This is a genomic window from Bordetella hinzii LMG 13501 (assembly GCF_001548475.1).
Classification (GTDB): Bacteria; Pseudomonadota; Gammaproteobacteria; order Burkholderiales; family Burkholderiaceae_B; genus Bordetella; species Bordetella hinzii.
On record NZ_LRUJ01000029.1, the window covers coordinates 41,876 to 64,303 of the forward strand.

20 protein-coding genes and 1 other RNA gene are annotated in these 22,428 nt (G+C 67.0%); 11 read left to right on the top strand and 10 right to left on the bottom strand.

Going from position 1 to position 22,428, the window contains the following annotated elements; genetic code table 11:
- Window positions 1-6 precede the first annotated feature (6 nt).
- Window positions 7-846: a universal stress protein gene (locus tag AXA74_RS17400; protein ID WP_029578586.1), complete on the bottom strand. Its 840-nt coding sequence runs from the start codon at window positions 844-846 to the stop codon at window positions 7-9.
- A 380-nt stretch (window positions 847-1,226) separates the two neighbouring features.
- On the opposite strand from AXA74_RS17400, the gene AXA74_RS17405 reads away from it, so the two are divergent.
- Both AXA74_RS17405 and AXA74_RS17410 read left to right on the top strand, forming a co-directional pair.
- Window positions 1,227-2,789, top strand: coding sequence for a sensor domain-containing diguanylate cyclase (locus tag AXA74_RS17405; RefSeq protein ID WP_032955821.1), 1,563 nt, complete (start codon window positions 1,227-1,229; stop codon window positions 2,787-2,789).
- Window positions 2,790-2,860: 71 nt separating this feature from the next.
- On the top strand, window positions 2,861-4,471 hold the full coding sequence (locus AXA74_RS17410) for a sensor domain-containing diguanylate cyclase (RefSeq protein WP_029578584.1): 1,611 nt from the start codon (window positions 2,861-2,863) through the stop codon (window positions 4,469-4,471).
- 12 nt (window positions 4,472-4,483) lie between these two features.
- Here AXA74_RS17410 and AXA74_RS17415 read toward each other — a convergent pair whose 3' ends face one another.
- Window positions 4,484-4,804, bottom strand: coding sequence for a hypothetical protein (locus AXA74_RS17415; protein WP_029578583.1), 321 nt, complete (start codon window positions 4,802-4,804; stop codon window positions 4,484-4,486).
- 149 nt (window positions 4,805-4,953) lie between these two features.
- Between AXA74_RS17415 and AXA74_RS17420 the strand changes: the two genes are divergently transcribed.
- Together AXA74_RS17420 and AXA74_RS17425 are read left to right on the top strand one after the other, a co-directional pair.
- Window positions 4,954-5,685 carry an SDR family oxidoreductase gene (locus tag AXA74_RS17420; protein ID WP_029578582.1) on the top strand — a complete coding sequence of 244 codons (732 nt, stop codon included), beginning with the start codon at window positions 4,954-4,956 and terminating at the stop codon, window positions 5,683-5,685.
- A gap of 16 nt (window positions 5,686-5,701) precedes the next feature.
- Window positions 5,702-6,226, top strand: coding sequence for a DedA family protein (locus AXA74_RS17425; RefSeq protein ID WP_029578581.1), 525 nt, complete (start codon window positions 5,702-5,704; stop codon window positions 6,224-6,226).
- A gap of 4 nt (window positions 6,227-6,230) precedes the next feature.
- Here AXA74_RS17425 and AXA74_RS17430 read toward each other — a convergent pair whose 3' ends face one another.
- The 3 genes from AXA74_RS17430 to AXA74_RS17440 form a co-directional block, all read right to left on the bottom strand.
- The gene (locus AXA74_RS17430) at window positions 6,231-6,506 is read right to left on the bottom strand and encodes a hypothetical protein (RefSeq protein ID WP_029578580.1); all 276 of its coding nucleotides are present in this window, start codon (window positions 6,504-6,506) and stop codon (window positions 6,231-6,233) included.
- A gap of 103 nt (window positions 6,507-6,609) precedes the next feature.
- Complete coding sequence (locus AXA74_RS17435; protein WP_032978160.1) at window positions 6,610-8,049, bottom strand: NAD-dependent succinate-semialdehyde dehydrogenase; 1,440 nt, start codon at window positions 8,047-8,049, stop codon at window positions 6,610-6,612.
- A gap of 263 nt (window positions 8,050-8,312) precedes the next feature.
- Complete coding sequence (locus AXA74_RS17440) at window positions 8,313-9,044, bottom strand: Crp/Fnr family transcriptional regulator (protein WP_126623594.1); 732 nt, start codon at window positions 9,042-9,044, stop codon at window positions 8,313-8,315.
- Between the two features lie 124 nt (window positions 9,045-9,168).
- Between AXA74_RS17440 and AXA74_RS17445 the strand changes: the two genes are divergently transcribed.
- From AXA74_RS17445 to AXA74_RS17455, 3 genes are read left to right on the top strand one after another with little or no spacing between them, the layout of a single operon-like run.
- Complete coding sequence (locus AXA74_RS17445; protein ID WP_095075182.1) at window positions 9,169-10,128, top strand: tripartite tricarboxylate transporter substrate binding protein; 960 nt, start codon at window positions 9,169-9,171, stop codon at window positions 10,126-10,128.
- A gap of 40 nt (window positions 10,129-10,168) precedes the next feature.
- A complete protein-coding gene (locus tag AXA74_RS17450; RefSeq protein WP_032978157.1) occupies window positions 10,169-10,990 on the top strand; it encodes an alpha/beta fold hydrolase in 822 nt (273 codons plus the stop codon).
- Window positions 10,975-11,763, top strand: a complete 789-nt coding sequence (locus AXA74_RS17455) for an SDR family NAD(P)-dependent oxidoreductase (RefSeq protein ID WP_029578576.1) — start codon at window positions 10,975-10,977, stop codon at window positions 11,761-11,763. Before AXA74_RS17450 ends, AXA74_RS17455 begins: the two co-directional genes overlap by 16 nt.
- A 236-nt stretch (window positions 11,764-11,999) precedes the next feature.
- Here AXA74_RS17455 and ssrA read toward each other — a convergent pair.
- From ssrA to ompA, 5 genes are all read right to left on the bottom strand, one after another.
- Window positions 12,000-12,388: a transfer-messenger RNA gene (gene ssrA, locus AXA74_RS17460) on the bottom strand.
- 78 nt (window positions 12,389-12,466) lie between these two features.
- Window positions 12,467-13,645, bottom strand: coding sequence for an MFS transporter (locus AXA74_RS17465; RefSeq protein WP_032964332.1), 1,179 nt, complete (start codon window positions 13,643-13,645; stop codon window positions 12,467-12,469).
- Between the two features lie 261 nt (window positions 13,646-13,906).
- A complete protein-coding gene (gene gph, locus AXA74_RS17470; protein ID WP_029577243.1) occupies window positions 13,907-14,581 on the bottom strand; it encodes a phosphoglycolate phosphatase in 675 nt (224 codons plus the stop codon).
- The gene (gene ubiG, locus AXA74_RS17475) at window positions 14,578-15,303 is read right to left on the bottom strand and encodes a bifunctional 2-polyprenyl-6-hydroxyphenol methylase/3-demethylubiquinol 3-O-methyltransferase UbiG (protein ID WP_032964334.1); all 726 of its coding nucleotides are present in this window, start codon (window positions 15,301-15,303) and stop codon (window positions 14,578-14,580) included. Before ubiG ends, gph begins: the two co-directional genes overlap by 4 nt.
- Before the next feature lie 73 nt (window positions 15,304-15,376).
- Entirely contained in the window at window positions 15,377-15,958 is a 582-nt protein-coding gene (ompA, locus tag AXA74_RS17480) for an outer membrane protein OmpA (RefSeq protein WP_029577245.1), read from the bottom strand.
- Between the two features lie 392 nt (window positions 15,959-16,350).
- On the opposite strand from ompA, the gene gyrA reads away from it, so the two are divergent.
- From gyrA to hisC, 4 genes are read left to right on the top strand one after another with little or no spacing between them, the layout of a single operon-like run.
- Window positions 16,351-18,990: a DNA gyrase subunit A gene (gyrA, locus tag AXA74_RS17485; protein WP_032978152.1), complete on the top strand. Its 2,640-nt coding sequence runs from the start codon at window positions 16,351-16,353 to the stop codon at window positions 18,988-18,990.
- 7 nt (window positions 18,991-18,997) lie between these two features.
- Window positions 18,998-20,128 (top strand): 3-phosphoserine/phosphohydroxythreonine transaminase, encoded by a 1,131-nt coding sequence (gene serC / locus AXA74_RS17490; protein WP_029577247.1) that lies wholly within the window; start codon window positions 18,998-19,000, stop codon window positions 20,126-20,128.
- Window positions 20,121-21,206 (top strand): prephenate dehydratase, encoded by a 1,086-nt coding sequence (pheA, locus tag AXA74_RS17495; RefSeq protein WP_029577248.1) that lies wholly within the window; start codon window positions 20,121-20,123, stop codon window positions 21,204-21,206. The genes serC and pheA overlap by 8 nt, the downstream gene beginning before the upstream one ends.
- A gap of 20 nt (window positions 21,207-21,226) precedes the next feature.
- Window positions 21,227-22,348, top strand: coding sequence for a histidinol-phosphate transaminase (gene hisC / locus AXA74_RS17500; RefSeq protein ID WP_032978149.1), 1,122 nt, complete (start codon window positions 21,227-21,229; stop codon window positions 22,346-22,348).
- The last annotated feature ends 80 nt before the right edge of the window (window positions 22,349-22,428 follow it).

Sequence of the window (22,428 nt, forward strand, 5' to 3'; positions counted from 1 at the left end):
CGCAGCTCAACGCAATATCAGCACCGGCGCGGGCGCATGGTGCAGCAGCGCGGTGGTGGTGCTGCCCAGCACCCATTGGCGGATGCGGGAGTGCCCGTAGGCGCCCATGATCAGCAAATCCACCTGCTGCTCGCGCGCGTAGGCCGTCAGCGCCGGGACGACTTCGCCTGGCAGCACCGCCGTGCGCGGCGCGAATCCCGCCTGGGACAGGGCGGCGGCGGCTTCGTCCAGGCCTTCGCCCTTGCCGACGGTGACCAGGTCGCAAGGCAGGCCGGTCAGCAAGGGGCTGCGGCACACCATGTCCACGGTATGGCGGGCAGTCGGGCTGCCATCGAAAGCGATCAGGAAGTGGCTGGGCGCCCGGTAATTGCCCTGGGCGATCAGCACGGGGCGGCGCAGGGCCCGCACCGAGGCTTCCAGGTGCGGGTCGGGCAACAGGCGCGAGGGCGGGCGGCCGTCGGCATGACGGCCGAGCACGAAGAGCCGGGTGTCGGGCTCGATCTCCAGCAGGATATCCACCAGGGCGCCACGGCGCTGGCTGCCATCGACCCGCTGGGCGCCCTGCGCGCGGGCGCGGGCCACGGCGACGTCCACCAGTTGCTTGCCATGGGCTTCGGCCAGCGCGTCGCGTTGCTTGTCGAGTTCGGCCAATTCATTCAGGAGGGTGTCCTGGGCCCCCATCCAGACACCGCCGCTCAGGTCCGCGATCGGCACGACATCGGGTTCGCGTTCCAGGACGTGCAGCAACTCCAGGTCGGTATCCAGGCGCCGCGCGGCCCAGATGGCATAGTCGCAGACGGTGGCGGCTTGCGGCGAATCGGCGATGCAGGCGATGACTTGCTTCATGGCGCTCTCCCTGACCACGCGCCCCGAGGCGCGGGCCTCGCCGCTTGCGGCGAGGGCAAGCGGGGCCGAAAACCGCCCGGGCCCGCTGTGTTTACTATCCCGCGAACCCGCGTGCCGCGCAAGTCGGCCAGCCTGACACAAATTCCTTCCTTGACCGGTACTTGCGGCCAATAGGCGGACAGGGCGGTTTCAGCGACACTCCTGCCGGTAGAATCGCCACGGCCGGTCACCCGGCGCGTGGAAATAATCCGCAATACTCGGACAGCCTGGGCCATCGGCCGGATTCCGGTGCCGATAACGGCCAGGGATTTCTCTGCGTCCGCGGTTCGGGCGGCTATGATCCTAACTCTTGCGGACTTGCGTCTTAGATCTCTGTTCTGATGCGTCGACTCGATTTACGCCGCCTGACCCTGGGGCTGAGCATACTGTCCTTGCTGCTGGCCTTGGCCGGCGCCCTGTATGCCAGCACCGTGGTGCAGCGGGAAATACTCCTGAGCAGTTCGCTGGAGGACAACCGTGCTTTCGCGCAAAAGCTTGCGCGCGGCGCGGACATCTTCCTGCGCGAATGCCTCAATGAGTTGTCCTATTCGGCGCGGTTGATCGGCAGCGACGGGGCCTCCGAGCAGAGCGTGCGGCGCGAGGTCGAGCGCCTCAAGCACCAGAGCGGGCGCTTCAACGCCGCGGCTTTCATCAATGCCGAGGGCGTAATCGCCGATATCGTGCCGGCCGAGCCGGGCGTGATAGGCCGGCGCATCAGCACCACCGAGATGGAGCAGGCCCTGGCCAGCCGGCTGCCGCGCATCAGCGATCCTTTCCTGTCGCCGGGCGGGCGCTGGATCATCGCCCTGTCCCAGCCCGTATTCCTGCCGGACGGCCGCTTCGGCGGCTTCGTCTTGGGGTTGCTGTTTTTGCACGAGCGTAATGCGCTGGGCGAGATGCTGGGCGAGCAGATTCACCGCAACGGTTCCTACCAATATGTCGTTGACCGCCGGGGTGTGCTGCTCTTTCATCCCAATCTTCGGCGCGTGGGGCAGATCGTCGAGCAGAACCCCGCCGTGCGCGCCATCATGAACGGCGAAGAGGGCGCCCGGCGGCTGGTCAACACCGACGGGGTGGACATGCTCAGCGGCTACGCGCTGGTGCGGGAAACCGGCTGGGGCGTGGTGGCGCAGCGGCCGGTGGATTCGGTGCTCTCGCGCAGCAAGGTGCTGCTGCTGCGCACGCTGCAGACCTCCTTGCCCTGGTTGTGCCTATCCCTGCTGTGCGTGTGGTGGCTGGCCAACCGCATCGCGCGCCCGCTGGCACAGCTTGCCAGCGCGGCGGCCGATCTGGACAAACCGCGCGTGGGCGACCGGCTGTCGGCTGTCGGCGCCTGGTATCGGGAGGCCGAACAGCTCAAGGCCGCCCTTGCCGCCGTGAGCCGCAAGATAGGCACCAAGTTCAACCAGTTGCGCCAGGACAGCCTGACCGACGCCTTGACCGGCCTGCTCAATCGCCGGGGGCTGGACGAAATCCTGCAGAGCGAGCCCCGATATGGGCGTGCCATGGCGGTGCTGGCCGTGGATATCGACCACTTCAAGTCCATCAATGATGAGCTGGGGCATGCGGCCGGCGATGCCGTGATCCGGGGCATCGCCGCGCTTTTGCGCAGCCGCGCCCGCGCCAGCGACATCCTGGGCCGCCTGGGCGGCGAAGAATTCGTGGTGCTGCTGCCCAATACCGAGCGGCCCCAGGCCCTGCAGGCCGCCGAACGCATCCGTTCCGCCGTGGAGTCCTTCCAGGCGGTGCCCGGGGGCGCCTGCACGGTGTCGGTGGGGGTGGCCGTGTATCCGCACGAAGGCGCCTCCCTGACCGAGGTCCTGGCGCGGGCCGACGAGGCGCTGTACGAGGCCAAGCGCGGCGGGCGCAACCGCGTCTGCGACGCGGCCAATATCGCAGCCTAGGGTAGGCGAGCCTAGGAGACGGCGGCGCGGGCTCGGTATGATAGACGCAACGCCACGCTCTCAGCCGACCCATGGTGCACAGTTCCGTACGCTTTCGCCTGCGTAGCCTGATCCTCTGGTGCAGCCTTTTTTTTCTCTTCGTGGCGCTGGCGGCCAGTTTCTACGCGACCTATCGCGTCAAGCGCGACGTGCTGATCCAGGACACCTTGCAGGCGCATCGCGTCTACGCCGAGAAGCTGGCGCGCGTGACCGAAAACTATCTGCGCAGTTGCCGCCGCCTGCTTTTCGTCTCCGCCGACGAATTGCAGGCGCAGCCCACGCTGGACAGGGACGCCATGCAGGCCATGGTCGACCGCCTGGTGCAATTGAGCGACCTGTTCAATTCCATCATCGTGGTCGATGCCAAGGGCGTGGTGCTGGCAGACTCTTCGCATACCGAAGGGCTGGCGGGCCAGCGCCTCATCCATCCTTTTGCCAAGCTCGCCATGGCGGCCCAGGGGCCGTTGACCAGCCAGCCGTTTCGTTCGCCTTACAGTGGGCGTTGGCTGGTGTCGCTGTCGCAGCCCATCTTCGGCGCCGATGGGCAGACCCTGGGTTATATCGCGGGCACTATCTATCTGCATGCGCCCAGCATCGTGCGCGCCATCCTCGGCGAGCACAGCTATGAAGACGGCTCTTATTCCTATGTGGTGGACAGCTCGGGGATGCTGATCTACCACCCGGTCGCCGAGCGCGAGGGCGAGAGCGTGCACAACGCTGCCGAGCAGGCCGTGCGGCGCGGCGAGCATGGCGCCATGCGTTTTTTCAACCAGGAGGGCGTGGACATGCTGGGGGGCTATGCGCCGGTGGCGTCGGTGGGATGGGGCGTGATCGTGCAGAAACCCACCGAGGCGGCCCTGGCCCGCGTGGACCGCGCGCTGGCGCTCACGCTGCTCTATGCCTTGCCGGCTATTCTGCTGGCGATCGCGGGCATCCTCTGGCTCTCCAACCTCATCGCCCGCCCGCTGCGGCAGCTGGCGGCCATCGCCAGCCGGATGGAAGAGCGCGATGTCAGCGAGCGACTGCGCCCTATCCGGGGCTGGTACCAGGAGGCCGCCGATCTGCGCCGCGGCTTGTTGCTGGGCGTCTCGGCCATCGGGCAGCGCATGGGGCGGCTGCGCCAGGAAAGCTCCAGAGATCCCCTGACCGGGGCGCTTAACCGCCGCGGCCTCGCGCTGGCCCTGGAAGAATTGAAGACGCAAGGGCCGCCCGTGGCCGTGATCGCGTTCGACATCGACCATTTCAAGCGTGTCAACGACCAGCATGGCCACCATATCGGTGACCTGGCGGTCACGCGGGTGAGCCATATGATCGAGGCGCAGGCGCGCGGCGGCGATGCCGTGGCCCGCCTGGGCGGCGATGAGTTCCTGGTGGTGTTGCCGCGCACCTCGCTGGCCGGCGCGGCGGCCTTCGCGGAACGCCTGCGCCAGGCCGTGGCACAGGCGCGCATCGAGGATTGCTCCCCGATCACGCTGTCCATCGGCGTGGCGCGCTATCCCGACCACGGGCCGGACCTGGATACGGTCATCAAATGCGCCGACAAGGCGCTCTATGATGCCAAGGAGCAGGGGCGCAATCGCGTGCGCGTCATGACGGCGCAGGGGATGCGCGATGCGCAGCAGATCATCGCCAGCGCCAAATAGGCGCTTGCCGCATCAGCCCTGGGCGGCTTCCAGCCAGGGCAGGGCGCAGGGGCTTGCCACGAAGCACAGGCCGGCCTTGTCCTGCTTCCAGACGAAGCCGGGCGCCAGCCGGCCCGCCAGGGGCAGCATGAGGATATGCGGCTCGCCACGGAAGTCGCCTTCCCAGCCGGCGTCTTCGGCCGCGGCCTGGGCGTCATTGAAGGCGGCACGCCAATCATCGCGCGACAGCCCTTCGTCCAGCGATGTCTCGGCCAGCGCCAAGGCCTCGGCCACGGTCAGCAGGAAATCCCAGCCCGCGTCCAGAGGGGGTACCCGGTATACATGCCAGTTCATAAGGTTTCGTGCGCTTGATGACAGGTCCAGTGTAGCCAAGCCCGGCCCCGGATTGTCGACGCAGACGGAATTTTGATGACAAAGCTGGCAAGATTATCGTTTTGCGCAAGTCCTTCATCATCCGCCTATCCCGACACGAGGCTGACATCATGACTTTCCGTACTGCACTGATTACCGGCGCATCGCGCGGCATAGGCGCTGCCATCGCCACCCGTCTGGCCCAGGACGGTTATGCCGTCGCCCTGAATTACGCTTCGCGCGGCGGCGAGGCCGAGGCGCTGGCGGCCGGCCTGCGTGAGCAGGGCGGCCGCGCCATTGCCGTGCAGGGCGATGTGGCTGACGCCGCCAGCGCGGCATCGCTGTTCGACCGCGTCGAGGCGGAATGGGGCGGCCTGGATGTGTTGGTCAACAACGCCGGCGTGCTGCAGACCGTGCCCCTGGCCAATGCCAGCGACACGGTGTTCGACCAGATGATGGAAGTCAATGTGCGCGGCGTATTCAATACGCTCAGGCTGGCCGCCCAGCGGCTGCGCGCGGGCGGTGCCATCGTCAATGTCTCCAGCACCCTGGTGGCCACCAATCTTCCGGGCTATGGCATTTATGTGGCGACCAAGGCCGCGGTCGAAGGTTTTACCCGCGTGCTGGCCAAGGAGCTGCGCGGCCGCGACATCACCGTCAATGCCGTGGCGCCCGGCCCGGTGGCCACCGAGCTGTTCTTCACCGGCAAGACGCCCGAGCAGATCGCCACCTTCACCAAGGCCCCGCCGCTGGAGCGCCTGGGAGAACCCGTCGATATCGCCAATGTGGTCGGTTTCCTGGCCGGCCCCGACGGCCGCTGGGTCCATGGTCAAGTGGTGCGCGCCAACGGCGGCCTGGCCTAGGGGCCTGCCTTCACCGATGCTCGAATCGCTGCACGCGCTCTATGCCGCGCTGGCCGCCAAGCTGCCGGCGCTGGGGCCCTGGCTTGCGCCGCTGGCCTTCGTGCTCGCCTTCGTCAAATCCCTGCCGCTGGTGGCCTTGTTCATTCCCGGCACGGCGCTTCTGCTGTCCATCGGCGCGGCCATCCGCCTGAGCGAAGCCGGGTTTGTCGACGTGTGGCTGGCGATTTCGCTGGGAGCGGCGCTGGGCGACTGGGTGTCCTTTGCCCTGGGCGTCTGGGCCGGTCCGCGCGTCATGCACTGGAACTGGCTCAGGCAGCGCCCGCACATGGTGTTGCGCGCGGCCGCCTTCGTGCAGCGCTGGGGCGTGCTGAGCATCGTGCTGTGCCGCTTCTTCGGTCCCTTGAGGGCCACCGTACCGCTGGCCGCGGGCGTTTTCGGCATGCGGGCGGCCGCCTTCCAGGCGGCCAATTGGTCATCGGCCCTGCTCTGGGCGGCCGCGCTGCTGGCCCCGGGCTGGCTGGGCAGCCAATGGCTACCGTAGCCGCTCAGCTCATCTGCTCGTATTGACCCTGGGCCGCGTTGATCAGGCGGCGCAAGGCCGGATCGCGCGGCACCAGGACGTCGAACAATCCCAGGGCCTGCAAGGCCGGCAGGCTGGCGAGCAATCGGGCCTCGGCCGCCTTGCGGCTGCCGGCATCCCGCGCGCGATCGCCCCAGGCGCGCGCATTGGCCAGGAAGGCGGCCACCGTGCCTTTGCGCACGGCCAGGCCGTCGATGTCGAGATGATCGACGTGGTCGGGGAGTATGTCTTCTGCACGCATGGCGGCTCCTTGGTATGACGGTATCCAAGGTATCGCCAATCGGCGCGCCCGCGTGCCGCGCGCGCGCCAATCGATAACGCCCGGCCGCCAGGCCGCCCCGGCCTCAGACCCCGACGACCGAGACCGCCTTGGTCACGAGGTAGGCCTCCAGCGCCTCGGGGCCGCCCTCGGAGCCATAGCCCGAATCCTTCACGCCGCCGAAGGGCAGTTCGGCTGAAGGCGTGGCGGGCTGGTTGACCCACAGCATGCCGACTTCCAGGCGGCGGGACAGCGCATGCACGGTCTTGATCGACCGCGTGAACCCGTAAGCAGCCAGGCCGAAGGGCAGGCGGTTGGCTTCATGGATGGCTTCATCCAGGGTATCGAAGCTGCGGATCGCCGCGATCGGGCCGAAGGGCTCTTCGTTGAACACGTCGGCATCGAGCGGAACATCCGTCAGGATCGTCGGCGCAAAGAAATTGCCGGCGCCGCCCACCCGCGAGCCGCCAGTGGCCACGCGAGCGCCTTTTTCGCTGGCGTTCCTGACGATCTTGTCCATGGCCGCCAGGCGGCGGTCATTGGCCAGCGGGCCCAGCGTCGTGCCCTCGGCCAGGCCGTCGCCCAGCTTGAGTTTTTCGGCATGGGCCACGAAGGCGCGTTCGAATTCGGCCTTGATGTTCTTGTGCACCAGAAAGCGCGTCGGCGAAATGCACACCTGGCCGGCGTTGCGGAACTTGGCGCCGCCCGAAGCCTTCACGGCCAGCTCGACATCGGCGTCTTCGGCCACGATGACGGGGGCGTGGCCGCCCAGCTCCATCGTCACACGCTTCATGTGGCGGCCCGCCAGCGCGGCCAGTTCCTTGCCCACGGGCGTGGAGCCGGTGAACGTGACCTTGCGTATCACCGGATGCGGAATCAGGTAGGCGGAGATTTCGGCCGGGGAACCGAAGACCAGCCCCAGCACGCCCTTGGGGATGCCGGCGTCGACGAAGCAATTGAGCAGGGCAGCCGGGGAAGCGGGGGTTTCCTCGGGCGCCTTCACCAGGAAGGAGCAGCCCGCGGCCAGGGCGGCGCCGAGCTTGCGCACGACCTGGTTGACCGGAAAGTTCCAGGGCGTGAAAGCCGCCACCGGCCCCACGGGCTCCTTGATGACGAGCTGCTGCGCGGCCATGTTGCGCGAAGGCACGATGCGGCCATAGACGCGCAGGGCCTCATTGGCGAACCAGTCGATGATCTCCGCGCCGGCGAGCACCTCGCCGCGGGCCTCGGCCAGCGGTTTGCCCTGTTCGCGGGTCAGCAGGCGCGCGACCGCGTCGGCGCGCTCGCGCAACAGGGCCGCGGCGCGGCGCATGATGCCGCAGCGCTCGTGGGCGGACATGTCGCGCCAGGTTTCAAAGCCGCGCTGGGCGGCCGCCAGGGCAAGATCGAGATCGTGCTGGCTGGCGCGCGCGACCTGGCCGATCTTCTGGCCGGTGGCGGGGTTGACGACATCGATGCGCGCGCCGCCCTGGGCTTCGCGCCATTCGTTGTCGATCAGTAGCAAAGTGTCGGGATAGTCGCTCATGAGGGTTCCATGGTTGAACGGAGGGAAGGCATCATGCCGGGCGCGCCATCCTGGCCGTCGGTTGCGCGCATGGGCAGGCGGCCGGGATCGCACCGGGCGCGGGCGCTGATCGGCCTGCGCCGCGGCAGTGTGTCCGGACCAGTATAGAAAGAATGATTCCATGCTGAAACCCTGGGCGCATTGCCGTGGGAGAGGACGCCGCCGGACTCTCCGGCCTGGGCCTTGCGCGCCAGCCGGCGGCAACGGACCGGCATGGAGCCCCCTTAAGCGGGATCCGCTTGCGTATAGAGGGCTTTCAAGCCGGCCACGTCCCGCACCCAGATACCGCCATAACCCAGGCCCACCAGGCCCAGGGACTCCAATTGCTTGAGTTCGCGGTTGACGGCATTGCGCGAGACCCCCATGAGGGTTGCCAGCGTGTCCTGCGTCTGCGGCACGGCGATGCCGCGTTCGGTGGCCGGCCGGTCCGCGGAGAGGGCGCAGAGCAGGCGCGGCAGGCGTTGGTTGAGCGTGCGCAGGGCCAGCTCGTCGATGATGGCATGGGCCGTGCGGATGCGTTGGCACAGCAGGGTGACGAAATGCCGGTAGAGGCCGGGCTCGCGCTCGACGATGGCCAGGAAGGCGGGCTTGGGAAGAATGAGGATTTCGGTCTCCTGGCAGGCGCGGCTGTCGCGCATCATGCCGCCGCCGTCCAGGACGGCGGCCAGGCCCCACAGGCCGCGGAATTCGAGCATGGACAGCGCGAATTCATGGCCTTCGCCGGAAAACGAGCTGGTATGAATGGCGCCCCGGATGATGAGCACCACGCCGGGCGCTTCGCTGCCGCGGCTGGCGAAGAGTTCCCCGTGGGCCAGCGTGCGCCACTGGGCGATGTCGGCGAAGGCGGCCAGCACATGGCCGGGCATGTCGGCAAAGCAGGGGCTGGCGCGCAGGTGGGCCAGTATCGCGTCGCGGCCCTTCTCGCGGGCGGGTTCCGGTGCTGCCGCTGCGGTCATCGTCAATCTCTATCGGCGGGGCGCGGCCCCGGGGATTCCAGGAAATGTAATGTACTTGATATTTGCCGCCGTCCCCGCTCCCTAGAATCCCGTGCACACTCTCTGACTGGCTGTGAGGATATTCATGAAGCGTTGGTTTCTTGCCGTACTGGCCCTGCTCCTGGCCGCTCCGCCGGCACTGGCGGATGCCTTCCCCGAGCGCCCCATGCGCATCGTCGTGCCGTATCCGGCCGGCGGCACGACCGACGTGCTCGTGCGCATGCTGCAAAAACCCGTCGCCGAGGCCGCGGGCCAGCCCCTGGTGGTGGACAACCGCCCCGGCGGCGCCTCGGTGATCGGCACCGGTCATGTGGCGCAGTCGGCGCCGGACGGCTACACCGTGCTGGGCGGCGATCTCTCGATGCTGGTCAACCCTTCGCTCTTGAAGAATATGCCGTATGACACGGCCAGGGACTTCCGCGGCGTGACCATGCTGGCGCGCGCGCCGCTTGTTCTGCTGGTCCATCCTTCGGTGCCGGCAAAGACCCTGGACGAGCTGATCGCGCTGGCCCGTGCCAAGCCGGGCATGTTGAACTTTGCTTCCGGCGGCTATGGCACCTCCACCCACATGGCCGGCGAGATGTTCCGCCGCGCCGCGGGCATCGAGATCGAGCATGTGCCCTATCAGGGGGTGGCGCCGGCAATGACCGCGCTGCTGGGCGGGCAGGTGCAGATGTATTTTGGCGGCACGACCACGGCACTGAGCTATATCCAGTCGGGCAAGCTGCGCGCCCTGGCCGTCACGGGCGCGTCGCCCAGCCCGCTGCTGCCCGATGTGCCGACCTTCGAGTCGCGCGGCATCAAGGGCGTCAACGCGGACACTTTCTGGGGCGTGTACGCCCCGGCCAAGACGCCGGACGCGGTCATCGCCAAGCTCAACCAGTACTACACCGCCGCCTTGCGCGACCCCGAAGTGCTCAAGCGCACGCGCGAACTGGGGCTGGAGCTGATCGGCAACAGCGCCGAAGCACACACCGCGCAGATGCGCCAGATGATCAAGGACTGGGGCGAATTCGTCGCCCGCGCCGGCATCAAGCTGGACTGACCGGCGGGCCCGCCCGTCCTTTGAAGAGCGAGATTGTCATATGCAAGCGTTTTACGAGCGCGACGGCCTGCGCCTGAGCTATTACGTCGACGACTTTACCGACCCATGGCGCGAAGCGCCCACGTTGCTGCTGGTCCATGGCGCCATGGCCCGCGCCGACCGCTTCTACTCCTGGGTGCCGGCCCTGTGCCGCGACTATCGCGTGGTGCGCGTCGATCTGCGCGGCCATGGCCGCTCGCAGGTACCCTCGCTGGATGCGCCGCTGGACCTCGATGTGCTGGTGGCCGACATGCTCGCGCTGCTGGACCATCTGGGCTGCCAGCGGGTGCATTTCGTCGGCAACTCGGCCGGCGGCTATGTGGGCCAGTACCTGGCCATGCAGCATCCGGCGCGGGTGGAGAGCCTGGCGCTGTTCGGCTCCGCCCCGGGTCTGAAGAACAGCCAGGCCTCGACCTGGCTGGACAAAGTGGCCCGGCGCGGCTTGCGGCAATTCCTGGCCGACACCATCGATGACCGCTTTCCGCCGCAACTGGTGGGCACGCCGCAATGCGAGCAGTTCCTCGATACCTTGGCCGACAACAACTTGCCCTGGATCGGCAAGTTCGTCGGCTATATGGCGCAACAGGAATGGGGCGACCAGCTGCACCGCATCCAATGCCCGACGCTGGTGGTGATTCCGGGCATGGGCAAGATCGGCGCGATGGATGCCTACCAACCCATGCGCGACCACCTCAAGCAGGCCGAGATCCTGGTCTACGACGGCGAGCGGCACAGCATCTGCGAATACCTGCCGCAGCGCTGCGTGGCCGACCTGCGCAGCTTCCTGGCCCGCCACGGCGGCGTCGCATGGCCGGCGGCCTGACCAGGGCCGCCGCGCCGGGCCGGCTGGCCGGCCGCGTCGCCTTCATCACCGGCGGCGCCGGCGGCATCGCCGGCGCGACCGCGCGCCGCTTTGCCGCCGAGGGCGCCGCTGTCGTGCTGGTGGACCTGCGCGCGCAGGCCGCCGGCATGCTGGCGCAGGAAATCCGCCTGGCCGGCGGCCGCGCCCAGGCCCTGGCCGCCGATATCACCGACGAGGCGGCCGTGAAACAGGCGGTGGCCGCCGCCTTGGCCGAATTCGGCAAGATCGACATCCTGTTCAATTGCGCGGGCGGCTCCAGGCCCTACGACGGGCCCGTGGATCAGGTGGACCTGGACCTCTGGTCGCGCACGCTGCGGCTCGACCTGGACGGGACCATGCTCTGCTGCCGCCACGTCATCCCGGCCATCATCGAGGCGGGCGGCGGCACGGTGGTCAACATGTCCTCGGGTGCCGGACTGCGCGGCAGCTTCGCCGGCCACGCCTATACGGCGGCCAAGGGCGCGGTGATCTCCCTCACCCGGGCCCTGGCGGCCAGCTATGCGCCCAAGGGCGTGCGCGTCAACGCCATCTGCGCCGGCCGCATCCGCACCGAACGCATCCTCAACCACGAGGACGCCGGCCAGCCGGCCTCCGAGGCGTCCAGGCTGCGCTATCCGAACCGCGAGGGCGAACCCGAGGACATCGCCAATATCGCGCTGTTTCTGGCCAGCAGTGAATCGCGCATGATCACGGGCGAGGCCATCGCCGCCAATGGCGGCTACGCGGCTTTCTAGGCCGCGGCAAGTCTGTCGTGAAGGGAAGGGGGACGAAGCCGGGAAAGCTCGGCCGAGTGTGCGTAGCAGCAGGAGCCGGACACCGCCATAGAGCGGCGCCGGCCCCGGGCATGGCGGGCGGCATTGCCGGTGTTACCGGCGTGCCGCCTGTTTGCCATGGGCGCGGCGGCAGACAAAAAAAAGCGGCCAGGTTTCCCTTGCCGCTCTTGTACAGCCCTGTCCAGGACTGTCGGAATTGGTGGAGCCGGGGGGAATTGAACCCCCGTCCGCAAGCCCTCCGCAGTCAGTTCTACATGCTTAGTCGATCTATTTGGATTTAACCCCGGACTTAGCCGATCAACGGGCCGGACCGAGGCGATTCACGTAATTTAAATCTGAGCCGTGTGACCCCAGCGCAGACCGATTCCTTGTGAATAACGTTGCTGTGGTTCGAGGGTTGCCCCCCTAGGAAGTTGCCTTCCTCCACCTGACCCAAGGACAGATCAGTGCAACGGCTCACCGATTAAGCGGCGAGAGCGAAACGCTCGTCGTTGGCGTTTGTTTGTTTCCAGTGGATTTACGAGCTTACTGGTGCTCGGCATGCCCTGAGCTGTTTCATGACCCACGTCGAATCCGGATCGGCCCCTAGGGAACTTCGTATTGTACGTCAAATAGGGGCGGGGCGCCGGATTTCAAGGGCTCGGCGCGTCCCCGGGGCCGTTGCCTAGCCGGCCATGCCGTCGCAGACGGGCGGCGCCTGGCGGCGACGGGCGCGCGTCATCAGGCCGATGGCCAGTACCAGCGCGGCCACCAGGATGAGGGCGGCCGACCAGCCCAGGGCAGGCAGGCCCAGCTGGTCGATGACATCGCCGCCCACCACGGCGCCCAGGCCGATGCCGATGTTGGCGCCCGAGATGTTCAGCGAAGCCGCGAAAGCCGGGGCCTGCGGCGCGGACTTCATGACGCGCACATGGCAGACGATAAAGAGCGCGGATTGGGCGACGCCCCAGGCGCCCAGCGTCAGGGCCAGCGTGAGGGGCGCGTCCATGACCAAGGTGACCACCGACAGGCTGGCCGCCATCAGGGCGGTGAACACCGTGGTCGCGCCCAGCGGGCTTTTGTCGACCAGCCGCCCGCCCAGGCTGTTGCCGACGATGCCGATGGCGCCGAAGCCCATCATGCTCCAGCCCACGATGCGCCCGTCAAAGCCGCCCAGCCGTTCCAGCATGTCGGCCAGATAGGTATAGGCGGTGAACATGCCCGTGAAGATCAGCAGCGAGAGCAGGACATGGCCGATCACCATGGGATCGCGCAGGATCCGCAACTGGGCGCCGAAACGCAGGCCCTCGCCGGCCACGCGGATGGCCGGAAAGCTCAGGGCCAGCAGAACGGCCTTGCCGAAGGATACCGCCGCCAGCACGCCGAAGGCGGCGCGCCAGCCGAAGGCATCGGAGATCAGCACGCCGATGGGGATGCCGAACACCGTGGCCGCGACAATGCCGAAGGCCACCATGGAGATGGCCCGTCCGGCATGGGCCGGACCGACCAGTTCGACCGCCGTGGCGCTGGCCAGCGACCAGAACACGGGCAGGGCCAGCGCGGGGACGAAACGCGCGATGGCCATGATCCAGATATTGGGCGCCAAGGCGGCCAGCACATTGGCCAGGCCGAACAGGATGAGCACGCCGATGAACAGGCGTTTGCGCTCGATATTGCCGGCCAGCGCGGTCAGGAAGGGGCCGGCGCTGGCCACGGTGAAGGCAAACAGCGACACCAGCAGGCCGGCCTGCGAGACGGTGACCCGCAGTTCGCGCGCCATGGGCGGCAGCAGGCCGATGATCAGGAATTCGGTGGTCAGAATAGTGAATCCGGCCGCCGACAGCAGCACGATGGGTAATAGCATGGATCTCTCGATTCCCGTGGCCAGGACCACGGTAGGCGGTGGGTGAAAGGTAAACAGGGGGGAGCGGGCGAGAAGGAACAACAGGCGCGAGCGGCGCGACAGCCCGGGGATTGTCTGTATTTTGCGGCGGGAATGCGTCGGGATAAAGACGCTGGCGCCGCCAGAAGTGGTTGGCTGGATCGAACAATGCCTGTCCGACCCCATGAGGCGCCCGTGGCGCCGGGCGGGGCACGCCCTGCCGGGGCGTGCCTCTTTATGCTCTCAAGCCTGGCCGCGCGGCAGCAGCGGGCGGATGGCGTCCCACAGGGCCAGCGGCGAGTCTACCCGGCCTTCCGCCTGCCAGTGGGCGATGTCTTCGTTTTCATTGACGTAGCCGTAGGCGGCGGCAATGGCGGGCATGCCGGCCGCATGGGCCGCCTGGATATCGCGCAGATCATCGCCCACGTAAATGCAGCGGCTGGTCGCGAAGCCTGCCTGTTCGGCGGCGTGCAGCAGTGGCAGCGGATGCGGCTTGGCATGGGCGGTGGTGTCGCCGCAGACCAGCACGGCGCTTTCGCGCACCAGTCCCAGGTGCTCGACGATGGGCAGCGTGAGATGGGTGACCTTGTTGGTGACGATGCCCCAGGCCAGCCCTTGCGAACGGATGTGCGCCAGCAGGTCGGCGATGCCTGGGAACAGCCGGCTTTCGCGTGTGGAGCCTTCCGCGTAGTCGGCGATGAACTGCAGGCGGGCGGGCTCATAGGCTTCATCGCCGGGCACCAGGCCCAGCGCTACGCGCAGCAGGCCGCGCGCGCCTTGGGAGGCCACCGGGCGCAGCTGTTCGTAGGGCAGGGGCTGCATGCCGCGGCGCGTGCGCTGGCGGTTGGCCGCCGCGGCCAGGTCGGGGGCGGTATCGGCCAGGGTGCCGTCGAAGTCGAACAGGATCAGCGCGCTCATTTGCGGGTTGCCATCAGGTAGTTGACCGAGGTATTGGCCGACAGGGAGTAGATCTGGGTAATGGGGTTGTATTCCATGCCGCGCATGCCCGAGGGCGTCAGGCCGGCCTGGCGCGCGGAAGCGGCCAGCTCGCTGGGTTTGATGAAATGCTCGTAGCTATGGGTGCCGCGCGGCAGCAGCCGCAGCACATATTCCGCACCCACGATGGCGAACAGGAAGGATTTGGGGTTGCGGTTCAGGGTGGAGAAAAACACCCAGCCGCCCGGCTTGACCAGGGCGGCGCAGGCGCGCACGACCGAAGCCGGATCGGGGACATGCTCGAGCATTTCCATGCAGGTCACCACGTCGTAGTGGCCCGGCAGCTCGGCGGCCAGCTCTTCGACGGGCACGGCGCGGTAGTCGACCTTCACGCCCGATTCCAGGCCATGCAGGCGCGCGATCTTGAGCGATTTTTCCGCCAGGTCGATGCCGGTGACCTCGGCGCCGGCCTGGGCCATGGCTTCCGACAGGATGCCGCCGCCGCAGCCCACGTCCAGCACCCGGCGCCCGCCCAGGCTGCCCGCCGTCTCCTGTATCCATTCCAGCCGCAGCGGGTTGATGGCGTGCAGGGGCTTGAACTCGCTTTCCGGATCCCACCAGCGCGCGGCCAGGGCGCTGAATTTATCCAATTCGGCCTGGTCGACATTGACGTTGGGGCGGGAAGAAGAGGCGGCTGTGGTCATGGGCAAGGGGTGATGGCGAAAAAAAGGGCCTCGCATTGCGAGGCCCTTATTGTAGCGGCTAGCGCTGCAATGATTACTTGCGACGGCTGCCGACGATTTCGATTTCCACGCGGCGGTTGCGGGCGCGGCCTTCGGCGGTCTTGTTGGTCGCGATGGGCTGCAGCTCGCCCTTGCCTTCCGTGTAGATACGGTTCGGGTCGATACCCTTGCTGACCAGGTAGGCCTTGACCGAAGCGGCACGGCGCTCGGACAGCTTCTGGTTGTAGGCTTCGGTACCGATCGAGTCGGTGTGGCCGACGGCGATGATGGTTTCCAGATCGATGGTGCCAGCTTGCTGGGCGACTTGGTCCAGCAGTTGACGGCCTTCCGGCTTCAGCACGGACTTGTCGAAGTCGAAGAACGTGTCAGCGTTGAACACGACCTTGGCGGCCATCGGGGCGGGCTTTTCCTTCTGGGCGACCGGAACGCCGTCGCAACCGGGGATGCCGGTAGCCGGGGTCCAGAACGCATCGCGCCAGCACAGTTCATTCGTGCCGTTCTTCCACACGTCGCCGAACGGATTGCGCCAGTTGTCCACCGTCTGAGCCGAGGCTACACCAGAGGCCGTGACAGCGGCGAAGGCAAGCGCCAGAGCGAATTTGGAGGGTTTGTTCATGTTTCTCCTCGTTGAGCTTGAAGCTGGATAAGTGACTCGCAGCGAACCCCCGCCGCATATCAGGAAAACGGGGCCAGTATAGCAACGCTCCGAACAGGTTCAAAGGGCCGCCACTGGGTCTCCTGCGTGCTGGAAACAATCTTAAGGCATTTGGGGACCTTTGGCTCCCTTTAAGCCAGTCCATTGACTCAGGATATGACCATTTGGGCACCCGATGCAGAATTCATGTTGGTTTTTGACAACAGGGCTTGGGCGGCGCATCGGGCCGGTAGCACACTTGTCGGCGGGCGCGCCCTGCCGGGCTTGGCGGGGAGGCGGCTGCAATCGAATGATAGAATTTCCTGTTTACCCGGCCCGGGTTCCTCCTTACACACGATTCTGTCGCTATATATATGGATTCCTTTGCCAAGGAGACGCTTCCGGTATCGCTGGAAGAAGAGATGCGCCGCAGCTACCTCGATTACGCGATGAGCGTGATCGTCGGTCGGGCGCTGCCGGATGTGCGGGACGGCTTGAAGCCCGTGCACCGGCGCGTGCTTTACGCGATGCACGAGTTGAACAACGACTGGAATCGCGCCTACAAGAAGTCGGCCCGTATCGTGGGCGACGTCATCGGTAAATACCACCCGCACGGCGACCAGTCCGTCTACGACACCATCGTCCGCATGGCGCAGGATTTCTCCATGCGCTACATGCTGGTCGACGGGCAGGGCAACTTCGGCTCCATCGACGGCGATAACGCCGCGGCCATGCGGTATACCGAAATCCGCCTGGCCAAGATCGCGCACGAGCTGCTGGCCGACATCGACCAGGAAACCGTCGATTTCGGGCCCAACTACGACGGCAGCGAGCAAGAGCCGCTGCTGCTGCCCTCGCGCCTGCCCAATCTGCTGGTCAACGGCAGCTCGGGCATCGCCGTGGGCATGGCGACCAACATCCCGCCGCACAACCTGGGCGAAGTCGTCGAGGGCTGCCTGTTCTGCCTGCGCAACCCCGAGTGCTCCGTCGACGAGCTGCTGGAAATCATTCCGGCCCCGGATTTCCCCACGGGCGGCATCATCTACGGCATGGCTGGCGTGCGCGAAGGCTATCGCACTGGCCGGGGCCGCGTCATCATGCGCGCCAAGACGCACTTCGAGGACATGGAAAAGGGCAATCGCCAGGCCATCGTGGTCGACGCGATTCCCTACCAGGTCAACAAGAAGACGCTGCAGGAGCGCATCGCCGAGCTGGTCAACGACAAGAAGATCGAGGGCATTTCCGATATCCGCGACGAGTCCGACAAGGATGGCATGCGCCTGGTCATCGAACTCAAGCGCGGCGAAGTGCCGGAGGTGGTGCTCAACAATCTGTACAAGAACACGCAGCTGCAGGACACCTTCGGGATGAACCTGGTGGCCCTGGTCGATGGCCAGCCGCGCCTGCTCAACCTCAAGCAGCTGATCGATTACTTCCTGCAGCATCGCCGCGAAGTCGTCACCCGGCGCACGGTGTTCCAGCTGCGCAAGGCGCGCGAGCGCGGCCACGTGCTGGAAGGCCTGGCCGTGGCGCTGGCCAATATCGACGATTTCATCGCCATCATCAAGGCCGCGCCCACCCCGCCGGTGGCCCGCCAGGAATTGATGGCGCGCGGCTGGGATTCCTCGCTGGTGCGCGAGATGCTGGCCCGTGCCGATGGCGGCGACGTCGTCGGCGGACGCCAGGCCTTCCGTCCGGAAGACCTGCCCGAAGGCTTCGGCCTGCAGGGCGACGGGCAGTACCGCCTGTCGGAGACGCAGGCCCAGGAAATCCTGAACATGCGCCTGCAACGCCTGACGGGCCTTGAGCAGGACAAGATCATTGGCGAGTACAAGGAGGTGATGGACACCATCGCCGACCTGCTCGACATCCTGGCCCGCCCCGAGCGCATCACCACCATCATTGGCGACGAGCTGCAGGCCATCAAGGCCGAGTTCTCGACCTCGGCCAAGGATACCCGCCGCTCGGAGATCGAGGTCAACGCCACCGAGCTGGACACCGAGGACCTGATCACGCCCATGGACATGGTGGTGACCATGTCGCATGGCGGCTATATCAAGAGCCAGCCCTTGTCCGAATACCGCTCGCAGAAACGCGGCGGCCGCGGCAAGCAGGCCACCCAGATGAAGGAAAACGACTGGGTCGACCAGCTCTTCATCGCCAATACGCACGACTATTTGCTGTGCTTCTCCAACCGCGGCCGCGTCTATTGGCTCAAGGTCTGGGAAGTGCCGCAGGGCACGCGCAACTCGCGCGGCAAGCCCATCGTCAACATGTTCCCGCTGGCCGATGGCGAGAAGATCACCGTGGTGCTGCCGGTCAAGGAGTTCAGCGACGACCACTATGTGTTCATGGCGACCTCGCGCGGCACGGTCAAGAAGACGGCGCTGTCCGACTTCTCCAACCCGCGCAAGGCCGGCATCATCGCGGTCGACCTCGACGACGGCGACTACCTGATCGGCGCCGACCTGACCGACGGCAAGCACGATGTCATGCTGTTCTCCGACGCCGGCAAGGCCGTGCGTTTTGACGAGAACGACGTGCGCCCGATGGGCCGCGCCGCGCGCGGCGTGCGCGGCATGATGCTCGAGGACAGCCAGACCGTGATCGCCCTCCTGGTGGCCGGCGACGAAAGCCAGAGCGTACTGACCGCCACCGAAAACGGCTACGGCAAGCGGACTTCCATCACCGAATACACCCGCCACGGCCGCGGCACCAAGGGCATGATCGCCATCCAGACCAGCTCGCGCAATGGCAAGGTCGTCGGCGCGGTCCTGGTCAACCCCGGCGATGAAATCATGCTGATCACCACGGGCGGCGTGCTGGTGCGCACCCGCGTGAGCGAGATCCGTGAAATGGGCCGAGCCACGCAGGGCGTGACGCTGATCAGCGTCGATGACGGCAGCTCGCTGTCGGGGGTGCGCCGCGTGGTCGAAAGCGACGCCGATGATGACGAGTCGGAAGACGGCGGCGACGAAGGCCCGATCGAATCGACTGAAGAACCTACGGAGTAAGCAAGAGATGGCGCGCCCCTGGAATTTCTCGGCCGGACCTTCGGTCCTGCCCGAGGTCGTGTTGCAGCAGGCTGCGGCCGAGATGCTGGATTGGCAGGGCAGCGGCATGTCGGTGATGGAAATGAGTCACCGCGGCCGTCAGTTCGTGCAGATCTGCGACGAGGCCGAAGCCGACCTGCGCGAACTCATGAACCTGCCGGCCGACTATGCCGTCATGTTCATGCAGGGCGGCGGGCTGGGCGAGAACGCCATCGTTCCCATGAACCTGATCGGCCGGCGCGGCGTGCCGGCGGCCGATTTCGTGGTGACGGGACATTGGTCCACGCGCTCGCACAAGGAAGCCGGCCGCTATGGCGATGCCCGCATCGCCGCCTCCAGCGGCCAGGCCGCCGAGATCGGCGGCCGCGAGCAGCGTCCCTTTACCTGGGTGCCGCCGGCGGCGAGCTGGCAGGTGCGTCCCGAGGCGGCCTACCTGCATCTGTGCAGCAACGAAACCATCGGAGGCGTGGAGTTCACCGACTGGCCCGACCTGGCCGAGCTGGGCGCGCCGGACGTGCCCCTGGTGGTGGATGCGTCTTCGCATTTCCTGTCGCGTCCGCTGGACGTCACCCGCACCGGCCTGCTGTTTGCCGGCGCGCAGAAAAACGCCGGTCCGGCTGGCGTGACCGTGGTCATTGCGCGCCGCGACCTGCTGGGCAAGGCGCTGTCCATCTGCCCCTCGGCCTTCGACTACGCCAACGTGGCCGCCGAGCACTCACGCTACAACACGCCGCCGACCTTCTCGATTTACGTCGCCGGCCTGGTCTACAAATGGGTCAAGGCCCAGGGCGGCGTGCAAGGCCTGGAGGCGGCCAACAAGGCCAAGGCCGAACTGCTCTACGGCTATCTCGACGCCAGCGGCTTCTACCGCAATCCGGTCGAGCCTTCGGTGCGCTCGCGCATGAACGTGCCCTTCGTGCTGCGCGACGAATCGCTCAACGACGCCTTCTTGCAAGGCGCCGAGGCCGCCGGCCTGCTCGCGCTCAAGGGGCACAAGAGCGTGGGTGGCATGCGCGCCTCCATCTACAACGCCATGCCGCTGGCCGGCGTGCAGGCCCTGGTCGACTACCTCAAGGAATTCGAGCGCCGCTATGGATGATTCCTTGCAGGCCAAGCTGCGGCCGCTGCGCGACCGCATCGATGCCATAGACAGCCAGATCCTCGAACTCCTGTGCCAGCGCGCGCGCACGGCCCAGGAAGTCGGCGAGGCCAAGCATGCGGCCCAGGCCGACGGGCCGGTATTGCGCCCGGAGCGAGAAGCCGAAGTCATCCGCGGCTTGCAGCAGCGCAACACCGGCCCATTCCCCAACGAGGCCGTGGCCAGCGTCTGGACCGAGATCATGTCGGCCTGCCGCGGGCTGGAGCGCGGCATGACGGTCGCCTACCTGGGCCCGCAGGGGTCGTTCTCGGAGCAGGCCGCGCTGGAGCAGTTCGGCCATTCCGTGACCCAGATGCCTTGCGCCTCCTTTGACGAGGTGTTCCGCGCCGTCGAGAGCGGCCAGGCGGATGTGGGCATCGTGCCGGTCGAGAACTCCACCGAAGGCGCGGTCAACCGCAATCTGGACCTGCTGCTGAACACCCCCCTGAAGATCATGGGCGAGCGGTCGCTCGTGATCCGCCATTGCCTGATGACGCAATCCGGCACGATGGACGGCGTGACCACGATTTCCGCGCATCCCCAGGCCCTGGCCCAATGCCAGGGCTGGCTGAATCGCCACCATCCCGATCTGAAGCGGGTGGCCGCGGCGAGCAACTCGGAGGCCGCGCGCGTGGCGGCGGGCGATCCCACGGTGGCGGCCATCGCCGGCGAAGTGGCCGCTCCGGCCTGGAATCTGTCCATTGTGGCGACGGGCATCCAGGATGATGCGCAGAACCGCACGCGCTTCGTGGCCATCGGCCGTATCGAGCCCCTGCCCAGCGGGCAGGACAAGACCAGCCTCATCCTGGCCGTGCCCAATCGTGCCGGCGCGGTCTACGACATGCTGGCCCCGCTGGCCGTCAATGGCGTGTCGATGACCCGCTTCGAGTCGCGTCCGGCGCGCACCGGACAATGGGAGTACTACTTCTACATCGATTGCCTGGGGCACCAGAAAGACACCAATGTGGCCACGGCTTTCGCCGCGCTGGCGCAGCAGGCCGCCTTCTTCAAGATTCTTGGCTCCTATCCGGCGCAATAAGGCCCGGTCCCGTCGTCATCATGACCCAAGCAAACAAGACCCTCGTCGCCCCTGCCCACGTGGGCGCCATCGCCCCGTACCAGGCGGGCAAGCCCATCGAAGAGCTCGCCCGCGAGTTCGGCCTGGATCCGGCCGGCATCGTCAAGCTGGCTTCCAACGAAAACCCGCTGGGCATGCCGGAATCGGCGCGCCAGGCCATGCTGGCCGCGGCCACTGCCCTGGCCCGCTATCCGGATCCCAACGGCTTTGACCTGAAGGCGGCCCTGGCCGCGCGCTATGGCGTGCCCGCCAACTGGATCACCCTGGGCAATGGCTCGAACGACATCCTCGAGATCGTCGCCCTGGCCCTGCTGGAGCCGGGTGTCTCGGCCGTCTATGCCCAGCACTCCTTCGCCGTCTACCGCCTGGCCACCCAGGCCCGGGGCGCCCGTCATATCGTGGTGCCCGCCAAGGATTACGGCCATGACCTGGACGCCATGCTGGCGGCCGTCGACGACGATACGCGCGTGGTCTTCATCGCCAATCCGAACAACCCGACGGGCACCTTCGTGCCGGCCCAGGCGATCGAACGCTTCCTGGTCCAGCTTGCCGAGGCCCATGGCGAGCGCGTGACCGTGGTGCTCGACGAGGCCTACAACGAATACCTGGATCCGGAACACCGCTTCGACAGCGTCGCGCTGGTGCACCGCTTCCCCAATCTCGTCGTCTCGCGCACCTTCTCCAAGGCCTATGGCCTGGCGGGTCTGCGCGTGGGCTTCGCCGTGGCCCAGCCGGCGCTGACCGACCTGTTGAACCGCGTCCGCCAGCCTTTCAATGTCAACACGCTCGCCCAGGCGGCCGCCGTGGCGGCCCTGGCCGACACGGCCTACCTGGAGCGTGCCTACGAAGCCAACAAGGCGGGCAAGGCGCAGCTCGTGCAGGCCTTCGAGGCTCTCAAGCTGCGCTATGTGCCCAGCTACGGCAACTTCGTGCTCGTGCATGTGGGCGATGCGCCCCGCATCAACCTCGAACTGCTCAAGCGCGGCGTCATCGTGCGTCCGGTGGCCGGCGACGGCCTGCCCGAATGGCTGCGCGTCTCGATCGGGCTGCCTTCCGAGAACGAACGCTTCATCGCGGCGCTCACCGAGATTCTTGCGGCATGAGCAGGCGGCAAGCCCTGGACGCCAGCCCGGCCATGATTCCGGTGCTCGCGGTGGTAGGCGTGGGCTTGATCGGCGGTTCC